The organism is Bradyrhizobium sp. HKCCYLRH1034, from assembly GCF_051168375.1.
Lineage (GTDB): Bacteria > Pseudomonadota > Alphaproteobacteria > Rhizobiales > Xanthobacteraceae > Bradyrhizobium.
On sequence record NZ_JBNPUW010000012.1, the window covers coordinates 159,426 to 175,678 of the forward strand.

Consider the following 16,253-nt stretch of genomic DNA (forward strand, 5'->3'; position numbering starts at 1 on the left):
GGGGGGATGGACGCGGGAGGCCGGCGGCGCGTCAGGCGCGATCCGACATCCTCATGGTGAGGAGCGCCGCGTGCGGCGCATCTCGAACCAGGAGGTCCGGAAGTGAGCGCGTTGGGAATGCTCTACGACTGTAGGAAAGCCTGTGATCCGCTCTACATGCGCGGCATGATCTGCAGTTCGAGCAGCGCGAGCCGCTGCATCGCGGTGACGTCGCGCTCGCCGGCCTTGGCGGCGCGCAGCACGGCTTCCGCAAGCAGGTTCACGTTCGTCGAACTCACCGGCTCAGGCAGCGCGGCGACCGACGCGTTGAGGGCTTCGGTCATCAGCGCGATGACATCAGGCGAAAAGGATGCATCGGAAAAATTCTTCATGCAAAGATGCCCGCCAGCAGGTCGTGCTTCGGTTGATATCGCATACGCATTACGTTGATGCGGAGAGAACGCGCCTCGGGCGCCATCGGTTCCCGCGGTCGCGCCGAGCCTCAGCCGGTCCGGTTTCTGATATGCAGAATGGCGCGATCTCCCATGCGCCAATTGCCCGTCGAGCCAATCTGCCGCAGGGGGCTCGCCTTGTGTCGTCGGGCAAATCAGGACGATGTTTCCCGGCATCCCGCCTCCACAGGAGGGGCGCATCGCGATCGTCACGAGACGTAGGAAGCGGGGAGCGGTGGCCTGCCGGATCGCAGCGCGCATGTGCGCGCGGACGAACGAGTCCAGCAGGACGACGAAATCGCAGCGTCCTGGCGCCCCGATGCTGGCGCCAAGTCCGTGGGTGATGATCCCAGGGGCGACGGTGGCTCACAAGCCGGACACCGGGGAGACCGCGTATAACTCGTAAGCCCATCGCACAGGGAGGGCCGGGTCGTCCGGCTGAACCTGTGGTACCTGCCGCCTGCATTTTTTGAGCAGGCGGGCCACGGGCCTCAGTCGAGGTCCGGCCTTCCCTGTGCCCTCTGTCCGAAGAGGGTAATCGATCTTGATAGCTCGGGCGCGGAGCGCGTCGCGAGAAGGCAGGACGACGTCTCCAACGCGGAAATTGAGATAGTGGATCAATGGTAGCCCCGAACTCGTCGTGCCCGGGCTTGTCCCGGGCATCCACGTCGTTCGGCGTGTGCAGTGCTGCGTGGATGGCCGGGACAAGCCCGGCCATGACGAGCAAGATTTGAGATCTATCGCTTCATCGGCATCGGAATGCGCATTCGGCGAAGTGCAATGATCGAGCTACCCCCTGACGAACGCGAGCAGGTCCGCATTGATCACGTCGGCATGCGTCGTCGCCATGCCGTGCGGGAAGCCCGGATAGGTCTTCAACGTCCCATGCTTCAGCAGCTTGATGCCGAGGCGCGCGGAGTCGTCGATGGGCACGATCTGGTCGTCCTCGCCATGCATCAGCAGCACCGGCACGTCGATCGCCTTGAGGTCCTCGGTGAAGTCGGTTTCGGAGAACGCCTTGATGCAATCGTAATGCGCCTTGGCGCCGCCCATCATGCCCTGGCGCCACCAGTTGCGGATCACGCCTTCGGAAACCTTGGCGCCATTGCGATTGAAGCCGTAGAACGGGCCGGTCGGAATCTCGAGGAAGAATTGCGCGCGGTTGGCGGCGAGCGCCGCGCGGAAGCCGTCGAACACCTCGATCGGCAGCCCGCCGGGATTGCTCTCCGTCTTCAGCATGATCGGCGGCACCGCGCCGAGCAGGGCAGCCTTGGCGACGCGGCCCTTGCCGTGCTTCGCCACGTAGCGCGCGACCTCGCCGCCACCGGTCGAGTGGCCCACATGGACCGCGTCTCGCAGGTCGAGCTTGGCGGCGAGCGCGGCGACATCGGCCGCATAGGTGTCCATCTCATTGCCGGTCTCCGTCTGGCTGGAGCGACCGTGACCGCGCCTGTCATGCGCGATGACGCGAAAGCCCTTGTCGAGGAAGAACAGCATCTGCGCGTCCCAGTCGTCGGACGACAGCGGCCAGCCGTGGTGGAAGACGATCGGCTGGCCCGAGCCCCAATCCTTGTAGAAGATCTGCGTGCCGTCCGATGTCGTCACGAATCCTGAGCTCATGGAGTGTCTGCCTTTCTCACTGGATGGAATCTGCCGCGTTCAAGGCGCGGCGTGATGGCGCGCCTCGTCGCGTCGGTACGCAACGAAGGATGCCCGCTGCCACCTTAGCGACGGAGCGTGACGATCTCAGCAACACAGACTCGTGTGCGACAGCGTTGCACCTCAACGGGACCCGCGTTGGCTGCTCAATCCGTGAGCGGAGCCGCATGCATCTGCGGCGCGTGATCTGCATGATTTGCGGGCTACTTTGCGGTTCCGCGGCCGGACACCCGGCCTTTTCCTTCTGGAACCGGGCAGGGCCGTCATTGCGCGCCGGCGCGTCATCGCATAAAGCCTGTTCCCAAATCGTTCACGCCAGCTCAAGCTCCTGGGCTAACCCACTGAAAGCTAAACGCTAATGGGAAAATCACTGATTCCGCCGGAGCCGGCGGAGATTCACGAGGTCGCGCTGCGCGAGGCGCTGGAGGAGCGCTATCTCGCCTACGCGCTCTCGACCATCATGCACCGCGCGCTGCCGGACGCGCGCGACGGCCTCAAGCCGGTCCACCGGCGCATCCTTTACGGCATGCGGCTGCTGCGGCTCGATCCCGGCACCGCGTTCAAGAAGTCCGCCAAGATCGTCGGCGACGTGATGGGCTCGTTCCATCCGCATGGCGACCAGGCGATCTACGACGCGATGGTCCGCCTCGCGCAGGATTTTTCCTCGCGCTATCCGCTGGTCGACGGCCAGGGCAATTTCGGCAACATCGACGGCGATAATCCGGCGGCCTATCGCTACACCGAAGCGCGCATGACCGACGTCGCGCGTCTGCTGCTGGACGGCATCGACGAGGACGGCGTCGAGTTCCGGCCGAACTATGACGGCCAGTCGAAGGAGCCGGTGGTGCTGCCCGGCGGCTTCCCGAACCTGCTCGCCAACGGCGCCCAGGGCATCGCCGTGGGCATGGCCACCTCGATCCCGCCGCACAACGCCGCCGAGCTGTGCGACGCCGCGTTGCATCTGATCGAGAAGCCCGATGCCAAGTCGCGCGCGCTGTTGCGCTGGGTGAAGGGCCCGGACTTCCCGACCGGCGGCACCGTGATCGACTCCAAGGAATCGATCATCGAGGCCTACACCACCGGCCGCGGCTCGTTCCGTGTCCGCGCCAAGTGGAAGCAGGAGGAGGGCAACCGCGGCACCTGGATCGTCGTCATCACCGAGATTCCCTATCTCGTGCAGAAGTCGCGCCTGGTCGAGAAGATCGCAGAGTTGCTCAACGAGAAGAAGCTGCCGCTGGTCGGCGACGTCCGCGACGAATCCGCCGAGGACGTGCGGCTCGTGATCGAGCCGAAGTCGAAGAACGTCGATCCGGCGCTGATGATGGAATCGCTGTTCCGGCTCACGGATCTCGAGAGCAAGATTCCGCTGAACCTCAACGTGCTGATCAAGGGCAAGATCCCGAAGGTGGTGGGTCTCGCCGAGTGCCTGCGCGAATGGCTCGACCATCTGCGCGACGTGCTGCTGCGACGCTCGAACTACCGCAAGAATCAGATCGAGAACCGGCTGGAGATTCTCGGCGGCTATTTGATCGCCTACCTCAACATCGACGAGGTGATCCGGATCATCCGCACCGAGGACGAGCCCAAGCCGGTCCTGATGAAGACGTTCAAGCTCACCGAGGTCCAGGCCGAGGCCATCCTCAACATGCGCCTGCGCTCTTTGCGCAAGCTCGAGGAAATGGAGATCCGCACCGAGGACAAGAACCTGCGCGGCGAGCTGAAGGGCATCAATGCGCTGCTGGGATCCGAGCAGCTGCAATGGGCCAAGGTCGGCGAGCAGGTCAAGACGGTGCGCGACATGTTCGGGCCGAAGACGCCGCTCGGCAAGCGCCGCACCAATTTCGCCGACGCGCCCGAGCACGATCTCGCCGCCATCGAGGAGGCCTTCATCGAGCGCGAGCCGGTTACGGTCGTCGTCTCCGACAAGGGCTGGGTGCGCACCTTGAAGGGCCACGTCGCCGACCTGTCGAACCTGCAGTTCAAGACCGACGACCAGCTCGGCCAGGCGTTCTTCGCCGAGAACACCTCGAAGGTGCTGCTGTTCGCCAGCAATGGCAAGTTCTACTCGCTCGACGTCGGCAAGCTGCCCGGTGGCCGCGGCCATGGCGAGCCGATCCGCATGTTCATCGACCTCGACCAGGACGCCTCGATCGTGTCGATGTTCGTCGCCAAGGGCGAGCGCAAGTTCCTCGTGGCGGCCTCCGACGGCCAGGGCTTCGTGGTCAAGGAAGAGGACTGCGTCAGCAACACCCGCAAGGGCAAGCAGGTGCTCAACGTGACCGCGCCAGCGGAAGCGCGCGCGATCACCACCGTCGCGGGCGATCAGGTCGCGGTCATCGGCACCAACCACAAGATGGTGGTGTTCGGGCTCGACCAGGTGCCGGAGATGGCGCGTGGCCGCGGCGTCCGGCTGCAGAAATACACCAGCGCGCAGCTGTCCGACGTCACCACCTTCGAGCAGAAGCAGGGGCTGGCCTGGAAGGATTCCGCCGGCCGCGATCAGGGCCTGAGCTGGAAGGAATTGGCCGACTACCGGGGCAACCGCGCCGACGCCGGCCGCATCGCGCAGGGGCTGCCGAAGTCGAACAAGTTCAACCGGCCGATCGAGTAGCGACGTAATAGTATCCGTCCGGCGGCCGTCTATATCAGACAGCGGGCGATCGCGAGGTGCGCGATCGCCCGGGGACACGTTGGATGGCGCACTCGCATTCTCATCATCACGTCCATGGCCATTCTCATGATCATGGTCCCCCACATGCCCATGGCCACGCCGGCCACAGCCATGCGCCGGCGAGCTTCGGCGCGGCCTTTGCGATCGGCGTGTCGCTCAATACCGGCTTCGTCATCGCCGAGCTCGTTTTCGGCTACGCCGCGCATTCACTGGCCCTGATCTCGGACGCGGTCCACAATCTGTCCGACGTGATGTCGCTGCTCCTGGCCTGGGGCGCCCTGTGGCTGTCGGGCCGGCGGCCGACCGACCGCCATACCTACGGCTATCGCCGCGCCTCGATCCTGGCGGCGCTGATCAATGCGGGGCTGCTGCTGCTGGTGGTCGGCGGCATCGCCGTCGAGGCGTTCGATCGCCTGCGCAATCCGGGCGAAGTGGCCGGCATCACCGTGCTGTGGGTCGCCGCGCTCGGCATTGCCATCAACGGCGCCACCGCGCTGCTGTTCATGCGCGGCCGCGACACCGACCTCAACATCCGTGGCGCCTACCTGCACATGGCCGCCGACGCCGCGGTGTCGTTCGGCGTCGTCGTAGCGGCACTGGTCACGATCTGGACCGGGTGGCTGTGGGTCGATCCGGTGGTCAGCCTTGTCATCGCGCTCGTCGTGCTCCTGAGCGGCTGGGATCTCGCCCGCGACAGCGTCAATCTGGCGCTCGACGCCGTGCCGCGCGACATCGCGCTGCCGGAGGTGCGCGACTATCTCGCCTCGCTCGACGGCGTCAGCGAGGTGCACGACCTTCACATCTGGGCGATGAGCACCAACGAGACCGCGCTGACGGCGCATCTGGTCCGGGCAGGCGGAACGGATGATGCGTTCCTGCATCGCGTCTGCGCCGAGCTGTCACATCGCTTCAACATCCAGCATCCGACCCTGCAGATCGAGGCCGATGGCTGCGCCTGCAAGCTCGCTCCTGCCGACGTGGTGTGAGCCGCGATGGGGCAGCTCCTTCCTGCCAGTCTGCACATCGCGCTGGCGATTTCCCTCGACCGGCGGAGTTCCCATTCCGGCCGGCGGCGGCGCCGTGATAACAGTGACCATCTCCCGCATCGCGGCCGCACCATCAGGGACACGATGTCTGGGGTGAGACGCACGGCACGGGAATGTGCCTTCGGAACGCAACGACTGGACAGCCCATGCCCGTGACGATCTTTCACAATCCGGCCTGCGGCACGTCGCGCAACACGCTCGCGATGATCCGCGCCTCGGGTGAGGAGCCTGAGGTGATCGAATATCTGAAGACGCCGCCGAGCCGCGAACAGCTGATTGCGCTGATCAACGCGATGGGCGTCAGGGTGCGCGACGTGCTGCGTGAGAAGGGCACGCCCTATGCCGAGCTTGGGCTGGGCGATCCCAAATGGACCGACGACCAGCTGATCGAGGCGATGCTCGCGCATCCCATCCTGATCAACCGGCCGATCGTGGTGACCAGCAGGGGGGCGCGGCTCTGCCGCCCGTCCGAACTTGTGCTCGACCTGCTCGATCATCCCGTCTCCTCCTTCACCAAGGAGGACGGCGAGGTGGTGAGCCGGCCTGCCTGAAGCTTTCCGGATCGTGACGCGTTGGTGAGTTGAAACCATGGATACGGCGACCCGTCTCGAAGTGGCGAACTGGCTCGTAGGTCAGAGCCTGACCGGAATGCCGGAGAACGAGATCCTGCGCGGCTTCTGCGAGCGCTGTCGCGCGGCCGGGCTTGAACTGTCGCGCAGCCTTGCGATCATCGATACGCTGCATCCGATTTTCGAGGGGCGCGGCTTCCGCTGGAACGATTTCGACACGAACGAAGCCGACAGCTTTGAATATGGCTCCAGCAATGAGGGAGAGGCGGCACAGAATTGGCGGCGCTCGGTCTTCCACCACATGCTGGAGAACGGCCATGACGAGTTCAGCATTGACTTCATGAATTGTGCGCATCTCGATTTTCCGATCATCGAGGAGCTTTCCGCACAGGGACATCGGCACTATCTCGCCTTCGTGCACCGGTTCGGGGAAGCCGGCACGCTCGGCCAGATGGACTGCTTCTATTCGAACTGGCTGACGCGGCGTGACGGCGGCTTCACCGACACGCAGGTCGGCGCATTGCGCGACCTGGTCCCGCTGCTCGCGCTGACGATCAAATCCGCGCAGCAGGTCGACATCGTGCGAACCCTTGGCCGCGTCTATCTCGGCCGCGATGCGTCGGAACAGGTGCTGCGCGGCCGGATTTCCCGCGGTGTCACCGAGCGCATCAATGCGGTGTTGTGGTTCTCCGACCTGCGCAGTTCGACCGCGATCAGTGAGAGCATATCGCCGGACGAGATCATCCCGCTGCTCAACGACTATGCGGAAGCCTCGATCGACGCGATCTACGAGTCCGGCGGCGACGTGCTGAAGCTGATCGGCGACGGCGTGCTGGCGATCTTCACCGGGGGCGACATGGCCTCGGCCCGCCGGGCTGCGCTGCGTGCCGAGCATCGCTTTCGGCTGAACATCCTGAAGCTGAACGCACGGCGCGCCGGCGAGGGACGGCCCGTCACCTCGGCCTATGTCGGCCTGCATGTCGGCGAGGTGTTCTACGGCAATATTGGCAGCGAGGACCGGCTCGACTTCACCGTGGTGGGACCGGCCGTCAACGAGGTCAGCCGCATCGCCTCGATGTGCCGCTCGGTCGATCGCGAACTGTTGGCGTCCGCCGAATTCTGCGAGGGGCTCGACGACGAAGGTCGCCGCTACCTGGTGTCGACCGGCCGCTACGCGCTGCGCGGCATCGGCCGCGCGCAGGATCTCTTCACGCTCGATCCGGAAATTGCCGGCAGCGCCTCGGCCACGCGGGCCTACGAGAACTACTTGGCGGACGAGATGTCGCACCCTTGACCCACGTCAATGCCCAGCCGAAGCGAGTCTGCCCAGCATCCCTCTGCCGGGAGATGAAAGCTCATGTACAAACATATTCTGCTGCCGACCGATGGCTCCGATCTGTCCAAGGCCGCGATCAAGCACGGCATTGCGCTCGCCAAGGCGACCGGCGCAAAGGTCACGGCGCTGGTGGTGTCGACGCCGCTGCATTCGCTGGTCGTCGATCCTCACGCTGCGACCAAGGCGCTCGCGCAATACAAGTCGCTGGTGGCCGATCAGACCGCGAAATATCTCGATCATGTGAAGGACGATGCCGAGCGGGCCGGCGTCGCCTGCGCCACGCTCTGCGTCGAGCACGACAAGCCCTATGAGGCGATCGTCGAGACCGCCCGCAAGCAGCATTGCGATCTGGTGCTGATGGCCTCGCATGGGCTGCGCGGCGTCTCGGCGATCCTGGGCAGCGAGACCTTGAAGGTGCTGACGCATTCGACCGTGCCGATCCTGGTCTATCGCTAGGCGGGCTGCGGCTCCGGCTGGCGCGCGATCGCGACGACCGGCGAGGCGAGGATGACGAGCGCCTGCAGGCCGAAGATGGCGGCGACGAGGTAGAGACACGTGTCGGCGCCGTAGCGGCCGCCGACGACCGCGCCGAGCAGCGAGCCCAGCGGACGGGCGCCGTAGCTCAGGATGTTGATGGCCGACACCCGCCCGAGTAGGCCGGCCGGGGTCACCGACTGCCGCAGCGTCGTGGTCGAGATCACCCAGAGGATCGGCCCGGCGCCGAGCAGGAAGAAGCTGAGCCCGGCAAGGACAGGCGAGGGAACGAACGTGGTCAGTGCCATCACGAGCGCCGCGGCGAAGCCGGTGACGGGGCCGAGCCCGATGACGGTGCCGAACGGCAGAAGCCGCATGATGCGCGTCGCCAGCAGCGCGCCGCACACCATGCCGACGCCGAACATCGACAGCACCGAGCCGACGCCTCCTGCCGACAGGCCGAGCCGGTGGACTGCATAGGGCACGAACACCGCGAGCAGCAGGAAATGGGCCGTGTTGAAGATGAACTGGGTTGCGAACACCGGCCGCAGCAGCGGATGATGCAGCACGAAGGCGGCGCCTTCCCTGATGTCGGCCAGCGGATGGCGGCGCGGCACGGGCGCGCGGGCGGGCTCGGCGATGCCGGCCAGGCAGACGGCTGCGACCAGCGAGAGCGCAGCGGCGCAGCCGAAGGCGGGCGCGCCGCCGATCCAGCCGACCAGCACGCCGCCGAGCGCGGGCCCCGCGGCGAAGGCGACGGTACGGGCAAGCTCGATGCGCGCATTCGCAGGCGCCAACTGGGCGGGGGCGACCAGGCTCGGCACCAGGGCCGGCGCGGCGACGCTGAACACCACCGTGCCGCACACCGCTGCGAATCCAAGCGCCGCCAGCAACGGCAGCGTGAGCGCGCCGGCCGCGAAGGCGATGAGGATCGCGAGCAGCGCCAGCGCGCGAAGCATCTCTGCCAGCGCCATCAGCAGCCGTCGCGACATCCGGTCGGCGAGCAGCCCCGCAGGGATCGCGAACAGCACGAAGGGCGCGGTCAGCGCCGTCTGCAAGAGTCCAGTCTCGCCCTCGCCGACACCGAGCGCGAGCACCGCGACGATCGGCGCTGCGGCGAGCGCGATCTGCTCGGCCGATTGCGCGGTGAGGTTCGACCAGGCGAGGCGGTGGAAGGCGGCGGGCAGGGCGGGCGAGGGAGTCATGAAGAGGAACCTGATGTGATGATGTGGCCATCATCGCCGCTCAGCCTCCCTGCGCCCACCCGCTTCCTGATCTCCGGCATCGGCCGTCGTGCTGCGGACGGCCTACGCCGCGGTCGGTGCCTCGGCCAATCCCCATTCCGGCGGCAGCGTGCGGAACGCCAGATGCGTGCCGGCATTCAGCGGCGCCGTCTTGAAGCCGAACCGGTGCCAGGCCAGCGCCAGCGCATGCTGGGTGTAGATCGAGATGTGGCCGTTGCGCGGCGCGATGTACCACCAGGACATGCCCTGGCTTTCGAAGTCGTCCGGCTGGGTCAACGTCGAGTAGAATACCGCGCCCGGTTCGGCCACGCAGGCTGCCATGGCTCCGATCGTCGCCAGCGGATCGGGCACGTGCTCCAGCGTCTCGAAGCAGGTGACGAGATCGAACTTGCGATCGGGTTGGGTTGCGTGCTCGGCCACCATCGGATCATAGGTGACCGCTTCCGCGAAGCCTTGAGCGCGCAGGCCGGTGCAGAACAAGTCGTTGCCGCCGCCGAAGTCGAGCACCCGCATTCCGGCCTTGTGTGGCGCCCAGAAGCGGGCCACGGCCGCCGCATTGTCGGTTGGCCGCTTGATCCGATAGTCCGGATCCACGGCTTCGTAGCCGTCGTTGTAAATGTGGGTCTTGAACTGCTCGATGCTCCAGTCGTCGAAGGCGTCCGTGAACAGGAAGCCGCAATCCGCGCAGCGCCGGTAGTAGATTGGTACGCCGGCCAGCGGCGGGCGATGGGCATGGGCCGTCTGGCAGGGGCGGTTCATGTCGACCACGCCGTAGAGCGAGGCAGGACCGTCACAGATCTTGCAAGGCACGGGCGCGTTCGTGACCGGTCGGAGCCCGAGTTGGGTAGAGAGCATGGTGGATCCCGTCAGTGGGGAAGTGGCGCCCGTCGCCGATGGGCCGCCTCGAGGAGGCGGGCCGCGAATCGGCAGGGACGAGCTTTCGCAATGATGAAGCGGTATCGGAGGATTTCCAGCATCTCTATGCGGCACCGCCACATGGGCAAGTCGCACTTGCAAGTAAGTTGCATTAAACGTCGGTTTCGTCCAGGATAGCGCCATGGACGCAAAATCGTCAGACCTTTCGCAGCTGCACGCCATGGTTCCGCCGAGCGACCGCCTGAACGGAGGCTGGCGCGGTGAGCGCGGCGATCCGTCTCTCGGCGACATGTTCGCGACGGTACGAACCGCGACAAAAGGGTCGCTCTGGCGCAAGCTGCTGGCCTTTCTCGGACCCGGTTACCTCGTCGCCGTCGGCTATATGGACCCCGGCAATTGGGCAACGTCGCTGGCCGGCGGTGCCAAGTTCGGCTACGTCCTGCTCTCGGTCGCGCTGCTGTCCAACCTGATGGCGATCGTGCTGCAGTCGCTGTGCACACGGCTCGGCGTCGCCACCGGCCGCGACCTCGCCCAGGCCTGTCGCGACTCTACCCCGCGCTGGGTCTCGGTGCCGCTTTGGCTGTCGGCGGAGATCGCGATCACGGCCACCGACCTCGCGGAAGTGATCGGTACTGCGATCGGTCTCAGCCTGCTGTTCGGGCTGCCGCTGTCGATCGGCGTCTGCGTCACCGCACTCGATGTCTTCCTGATCCTGGCGCTGCAGGCGTTCGGCTTCCGCTGGATCGAGGCGTTCGTGGTCGCGCTGCTCGGCATCATCGCGCTGTGCTTCGCGATCCAGATCGCGATGGCGCAGCCGGACTGGGCCGAGGTGGTGAAGGGCTTCGTTCCCAGCGGACAGCTGATCGCCAATCCGGAGATGCTCTATCTGGCGCTCGGCATTCTCGGCGCCACCGTGATGCCGCACAATTTGTATCTCCACTCGGGCCTGGTCCAGACTCGCGGCTACGGCGACAGCCCAGAGGACAAGCGCGAGGCGATCACGCTCTCCACGATCGATTCCACCATCGCGCTGTGCCTGGCGCTGACCATCAACGCCTCGATCCTGATCCTGGCGGCGGCGACGTTCCACCGCACCGGACAACGCGACGTCGCCGAGCTTGACCAGGCGTATTCCTTCCTGGCGCCGCTGCTCGGGTCGACGCTGGCGCCGACGCTGTTTGCGATCGCGCTGTTGTGCTGCGGCCTGAATTCGACGATCACCGCGACACTGTCCGGCCAGATCGTGATGGAGGGCTTTCTTCACTGGCGGATCGCGCCCTGGCTGCGCCGGCTGATCACCCGCATGATCGCAATCGTGCCGGCCGTGGTGGTGACGATCTGGGCCGGCGAGAAGGCGACCGGGCAGCTCCTGATCCTCAGTCAGGTCGTGCTCAGCCTGCAACTGCCGTTCGCCATCGTGCCGCTGGTGCTGCTCACCGCGAGCCGGGCCAAGATGGGGCAGTTCGTGGCGCCGCGCTGGCTGACGGCGATTGCGACCTTGATCGCGGTGGTGATCATCGCGCTCAATGCCAAGCTGGTGTGGGATCTGGCCACGGGATAGGGATGGCGCGCAGGGAGCAGCGAACCAAGGGATGTCGAAAGACCTCTACTCCCCCTCGCTATTGCCTCCCTCTAGTCCTGCGGCTCGGGCGCGATGTCGCCTTCGGCATCCACGCGCAGCCAGCCGGCAGCCGCGAGCCGTTGTTGCGGCAGATAGCGGCTCTTGTAGTCCATCTTCTTCGAACCCTCGATCCAATAGCCGAGATAGACGTAGGGCAGGCCCTGGCGCCGCGCCCGGGCGATGTGGTCGAGGATCATGAAGGTGCCGAGCGAGCGCGTGGTCTCCGACGGGTCGAAGAACGAGTACACCATCGACAGGCCATCGCTGAGCACGTCGGTCAGCGCGACCGCGACCAACTCACCGCCCCTGCCGTTCGGCCCGTTGCTCAGATTGCGGCGGCGGTACTCGATGATTCTCGTCTCGACATGGCTGTCCTCGACCATCATGGCGTAATCGAGCACCGTCATGTCGGCCATGCCGCCATGGCGATGGCGCTGATCGAGATAGCCGCGGAAGATCGAATATTGCTCGGAGGTCGGCACGGCGCTGCGCTGCTCGCCGACCAGATCGGAGTTGCGCGCGAGCACCTTCCGGAAGTTGCGCGAGGGGCGGAATTCGTTGGCGATCACGCGGACGGACACGCAAGCGCGGCACTGGTCGCAGGCCGGCCGGTAGGCGATCGACTGGCTGCGACGGAAGCCGCCATGGGTGAGAAGGTCGTTGAGATCGGTCGCCTTGTCGCCGACCAGATGCGTGAACACCTTGCGTTCCTGCCGGCCCGGCAGATACGGGCAGGGCGAGGGCGCGGTCAGGTAGAATTGCGGGGTGTCACGCGAATGCTGGGTCAAGGAACGTCGTGAGCCTCCGAGGCGATCATCAACAGAATTGCGCTCCGGAGGCGGCCGGTCAATCGCTTTTGCTGTGCCACCGGACGTCTCATCAGGTACGAGCCGGTTCAGTCAGTTGCGAGCGCACAGACGTGTTGATCACGACGGTGCCGAGCACGAAATCGTGCAGCAGCCGGCGGCGGCTGTTGAACAGTCCGACCAGCAGCACGAGCGGCGACAACACCGAGACCGAGATCCAGAAGCAGACGGCATGCACGGCACCGAGCACAAAGTAGCCCGGCGCGCCGTACCAGGTCCGCACCTCCAGATCCATCACCCGCATGCCGATCGTCGCCGAGCTCGGCCCGCCGATCGTTGCGCCGTAGTAGACGATGGCCCAGATCACGGAAGCCGGCGACACCAGCCAGAACAACGCCCAGCCGAGACCCAGCGTGACCACGCCGAATACGGCAATGAAGATCACCGCCAGGATCACCGGGACCGAGAGCACCAGGAGATCGATCAGGAATGCGATCATCCGCCGCGTCAGCACGCCGCGAAACAATTCCGGCTGCTGATAGGGATCGTAGGCGTGCGGCCGAGCACCGGGACCGTCATTGCTATCGCCTGAGCCCATATACGCCATGAATAAGCCCTCCGGATTGGCACCCAGCACATGGGAACCCGACTTGCGCTTGCAAGGGCCGTTCTTGCAGGAGGCGCGGCAAATTTCCGGCCATTTCGCGACTTCTGAGCCCTTTCCGCGACCCGGCGGTTCGCGCACGCGAAAGGATCGGCGTGCTCAAAGACCGGCGGGTCCCGAAAGATCCCAGCGCCTCCTCAACGCTGCTGCCGCAGCCGTTCGGCGGCTTGCGGGGCGAAATAGGTGAGCACACCGTCGGCGCCGGCGCGCTTGAAGGCCAGCAGGCTCTCCATCATCGCCCGATCGCCGTCGATCCAGCCATTGTTGGCGGCCGCCGCGATCATCGCGTATTCGCCCGACACCTGATAGGCGAAGGTCGGCATGCTGAACGTGTCCTTCACGCGCCTGACGACGTCGAGATAGGGCATGCCCGGCTTGACCATCACCATGTCGGCGCCCTCGGCGATGTCGAGCTCGACCTCGCGCAGGGCCTCGTCGCTATTGGCGCTGTCCATCTGGTAGGTGCGCTTGTCGCCGGTGAGCGTCTTGGCCGAGCCGATCGCGTCGCGGAACGGGCCGTAGAAGGCGGATGCATATTTGGCTGCATAGGCCATGATCTGCACGTCGAGGAAACCGGCTTGATCCAAAGCCTGGCGGATCGCGCCGACCCGGCCGTCCATCATGTCCGACGGCGCAATGATGTCGCAGCCGGCCTCGGCCTGGACCAGGGCCTGGCGCACCAGCACGGCGACGGTCTCGTCGTTGAGGATGCGGCCGTCCCGGATCAGGCCGTCATGACCGTGACTGGTGAAAGGGTCCAGCGCGACGTCGCAGAGCACGCCGATCTCCGGGAACTCCTTCTTGATCGCGCGCACCGCCTGGCAGACCAGGTTGTCCGGGTTGCAGGCCTCGGAGCCGTGCTCGTCGCGCAGTGACGGCTCGGTATAGGGGAACAGTGCGATGCAGGGGATGTCGAGCCTAACCGCGCGTTCGGCATCGCGGACGATCTCGTCGACGCTCAGCCGCTCCACGCCCGGCATCGAGGCGACGGTGCTGCGGGTCCGGTCGCCCTGCACCACGAACAGGGGCCAGATCAGATCGTCGGTAGTGAGCACGTTCTCGCGCACCAGCCGGCGCGCCCATTCGGCCTTGCGGTTGCGGCGGGGGCGGATGGTCAGCTCGAGCGCCGGTGTCGGTGCAGTGGCCGGGTTGCGCGCGGTGTCGCGCAGGTCGATCGGGCGGCCGAATTTGATCGCCATGGGGTGCTGGCTCCTTGAGCTGGCCGGCGAGCCGGATTTGATTTGTTGTAATTCCAACAATCTGTAGCACTTCGGCCGTCGCCCGTCACTTGACCTGACGCAAGCGGCCCGGTTGATTTCCTACCCGGTTGCTTTCACGGTGCCGGCCGGCCAAGAATCGCCATGCTCCTGGTCTTGAGAGGCCCCAATGACGACCATCCTGTTCTGCTCGAGCTGCCATGGCTGAGATTCCCTCGGCGCGAGATCTGGCACGTGACAACGCCGCCATGTCGATTGCCGCCATGTCCTCGGATCGGCGCGAGAGCGACGACAATGTCTGGACGCGGCGGCTCGTGCTGTTTTTGCGGGTCATGGCCATGCTCTCGATCGCCAAGGGCCTGTACCACTGGGCCCAGGTGACCGGCTTCATCGGCGGCGAGGACGACGCGTTCGAAAACCAGGCGATGGCCTGGCAGGCTGCGACGGTCTATTTCGCGGTCATCGAGCTCGTCGCCGCCGTGGGCCTGTGGCTCGCCACGCCGTGGGGCGCAGTGGTGTGGCTCACCACGGTGGTGTCGATGGCGGTGATCGAGCTGATGTTCCCGGGCATCTACGGCGGCAATCTGCTGGTGGTCGCGGGCGAGGCAATCATGCTCGCCGCCTACCTCGTGCTGGCCTGGATGGCGGCCCGGGAGCGGCCACCATAGGTCGTGCGAAAAATTCGTTGCACGCTGTAAATCTTTTCAGCGCCATGCAAGTAATGTTTCGAACACCTTAAGAGCGCCTGCCACAGCTGTTACAGAGACCTTAGCGGCGCTACCCAAGCGTGTTTTGTAATGCGACAGGTGGGTGAAACAGAGCGCGAACATCGCGCCTCGACCGTCAACGGACTATTGCAAAAGCCTCTGTAATTACTGAATTAAAAGAGGATTCACTCTCCGCGATTCATTCTCTCTTTATGCTCTTATTTAAGGCGATCTTCAAAGCACGCCCCTTAAGTTCGTTCTATCAGACGGGACAAAAGTTTCGTCGAATAAGTCGACAAAAACGACGACAGGGGAAGTGTCATGATGAAAGCCGTTGCGACGGCCGTGGAGACTGCTGCGCCGGGCCAGGGCGGCACCGTCCAGTCGCTCTATCTGGAAGCTCTGACGCTGGTGGAGCGGCTGCATCGCCGCCTGCTCGACGTCATCAAGGACGAGTTCGACCGCCGTGGTCGTTCCGACATCAATTCGGTCCAGGCGCTGCTGCTCTATAACATCGGCGACAAGGAGCTGACCGCGGGCGAGCTGCGCACGCGCGGCTACTATCTCGGCTCCAACGTCTCCTACAACCTGAAGAAGCTGGTCGAGCTCGGCTTCCTCGATCACCAGCGCTCGCGCGTCGATCGCCGCTCGGTCCGCATCCGCCTGACCCCGCAGGGCCAGGAGATCCGCCGCATCGTCGACTCGCTGTATCAGAAGCACGTCAAGACCGTGGAGCAGGTCGGCGGCATTTCCAGCGAGGAGTTCTCGACGCTGAACAAGTCGCTGCATCGTCTCGAGCGGTTCTGGACCGATCAGATCCTCTATCGCCTCTGAGCAGGCCTCATCGTCTCGGTTGAGCCGGCTCCGACCTCGAGAGCCAAGACCGGACAGTCGTTGATCGTCTGGAAGTCGTTCTTGCGCCGGCCCCTTCG

General features: G+C 65.3%; 15 protein-coding genes. 8 read left to right on the top strand and 7 right to left on the bottom strand.

Annotation, left to right across the window (positions count from 1 at the left end; translation table 11 throughout):
* Positions 1-152: 152 nt before the first annotated feature.
* Both ACQR0W_RS25900 and ACQR0W_RS25905 read right to left on the bottom strand, forming a co-directional pair.
* Positions 153-608: a hypothetical protein gene (locus ACQR0W_RS25900; protein WP_410051258.1), complete on the bottom strand. Its 456-nt coding sequence runs from the start codon at positions 606-608 to the stop codon at positions 153-155.
* Positions 609-1,220: 612 nt separating this feature from the next.
* Positions 1,221-2,051 (bottom strand): alpha/beta fold hydrolase, encoded by an 831-nt coding sequence (locus ACQR0W_RS25905; protein ID WP_316187301.1) that lies wholly within the window; start codon positions 2,049-2,051, stop codon positions 1,221-1,223.
* A gap of 397 nt (positions 2,052-2,448) precedes the next feature.
* Here ACQR0W_RS25905 and parC point away from each other — a divergent pair, with 397 nt between their 5' ends.
* From parC to ACQR0W_RS25930, 5 genes are all read left to right on the top strand, one after another.
* On the top strand, positions 2,449-4,701 hold the full coding sequence (gene parC / locus ACQR0W_RS25910; protein ID WP_315711422.1) for a DNA topoisomerase IV subunit A: 2,253 nt from the start codon (positions 2,449-2,451) through the stop codon (positions 4,699-4,701).
* An 83-nt stretch (positions 4,702-4,784) separates the two neighbouring features.
* Complete coding sequence (locus ACQR0W_RS25915) at positions 4,785-5,747, top strand: cation diffusion facilitator family transporter (protein WP_316187300.1); 963 nt, start codon at positions 4,785-4,787, stop codon at positions 5,745-5,747.
* Between the two features lie 206 nt (positions 5,748-5,953).
* Positions 5,954-6,358: an arsenate reductase (glutaredoxin) gene (gene arsC, locus ACQR0W_RS25920; protein ID WP_315711425.1), complete on the top strand. Its 405-nt coding sequence runs from the start codon at positions 5,954-5,956 to the stop codon at positions 6,356-6,358.
* Between the two features lie 37 nt (positions 6,359-6,395).
* Positions 6,396-7,670, top strand: a complete 1,275-nt coding sequence (locus ACQR0W_RS25925; RefSeq protein ID WP_316187299.1) for an adenylate/guanylate cyclase domain-containing protein — start codon at positions 6,396-6,398, stop codon at positions 7,668-7,670.
* 63 nt (positions 7,671-7,733) lie between these two features.
* Entirely contained in the window at positions 7,734-8,168 is a 435-nt protein-coding gene (locus ACQR0W_RS25930; RefSeq protein ID WP_315711427.1) for a universal stress protein, read from the top strand.
* Here the strand turns inward: ACQR0W_RS25930 and ACQR0W_RS25935 are convergent.
* Positions 8,165-9,391, bottom strand: a complete 1,227-nt coding sequence (locus ACQR0W_RS25935; RefSeq protein ID WP_315711428.1) for an MFS transporter — start codon at positions 9,389-9,391, stop codon at positions 8,165-8,167. The genes ACQR0W_RS25930 and ACQR0W_RS25935 overlap by 4 nt on opposite strands.
* A gap of 102 nt (positions 9,392-9,493) precedes the next feature.
* Positions 9,494-10,285, bottom strand: a complete 792-nt coding sequence (locus tag ACQR0W_RS25940; protein ID WP_316172059.1) for a class I SAM-dependent methyltransferase — start codon at positions 10,283-10,285, stop codon at positions 9,494-9,496.
* 202 nt (positions 10,286-10,487) lie between these two features.
* On the opposite strand from ACQR0W_RS25940, the gene ACQR0W_RS25945 reads away from it, so the two are divergent.
* Complete coding sequence (locus ACQR0W_RS25945; RefSeq protein ID WP_315827210.1) at positions 10,488-11,867, top strand: Nramp family divalent metal transporter; 1,380 nt, start codon at positions 10,488-10,490, stop codon at positions 11,865-11,867.
* A 71-nt stretch (positions 11,868-11,938) separates the two neighbouring features.
* Here ACQR0W_RS25945 and ACQR0W_RS25950 read toward each other — a convergent pair whose 3' ends face one another.
* The 3 genes from ACQR0W_RS25950 to hemB all read right to left on the bottom strand — a co-directional run bounded on the left by ACQR0W_RS25950 (position 11,939) and on the right by hemB (position 14,596).
* Positions 11,939-12,715 (bottom strand): arginyltransferase, encoded by a 777-nt coding sequence (locus ACQR0W_RS25950; RefSeq protein WP_316165167.1) that lies wholly within the window; start codon positions 12,713-12,715, stop codon positions 11,939-11,941.
* Positions 12,716-12,806: 91 nt separating this feature from the next.
* Positions 12,807-13,340: an RDD family protein gene (locus ACQR0W_RS25955; protein ID WP_315711433.1), complete on the bottom strand. Its 534-nt coding sequence runs from the start codon at positions 13,338-13,340 to the stop codon at positions 12,807-12,809.
* Positions 13,341-13,534: 194 nt separating this feature from the next.
* Complete coding sequence (gene hemB / locus ACQR0W_RS25960) at positions 13,535-14,596, bottom strand: porphobilinogen synthase (protein ID WP_315752921.1); 1,062 nt, start codon at positions 14,594-14,596, stop codon at positions 13,535-13,537.
* 218 nt (positions 14,597-14,814) lie between these two features.
* On the opposite strand from hemB, the gene ACQR0W_RS25965 reads away from it, so the two are divergent.
* On the top strand, positions 14,815-15,282 hold the full coding sequence (locus tag ACQR0W_RS25965; protein WP_315711435.1) for a DUF6163 family protein: 468 nt from the start codon (positions 14,815-14,817) through the stop codon (positions 15,280-15,282).
* Between the two features lie 360 nt (positions 15,283-15,642).
* Positions 15,643-16,155 (top strand): transcriptional regulator LdtR, encoded by a 513-nt coding sequence (gene ldtR / locus ACQR0W_RS25970; protein WP_008962376.1) that lies wholly within the window; start codon positions 15,643-15,645, stop codon positions 16,153-16,155.
* Positions 16,156-16,253: the final 98 nt, after the last annotated feature.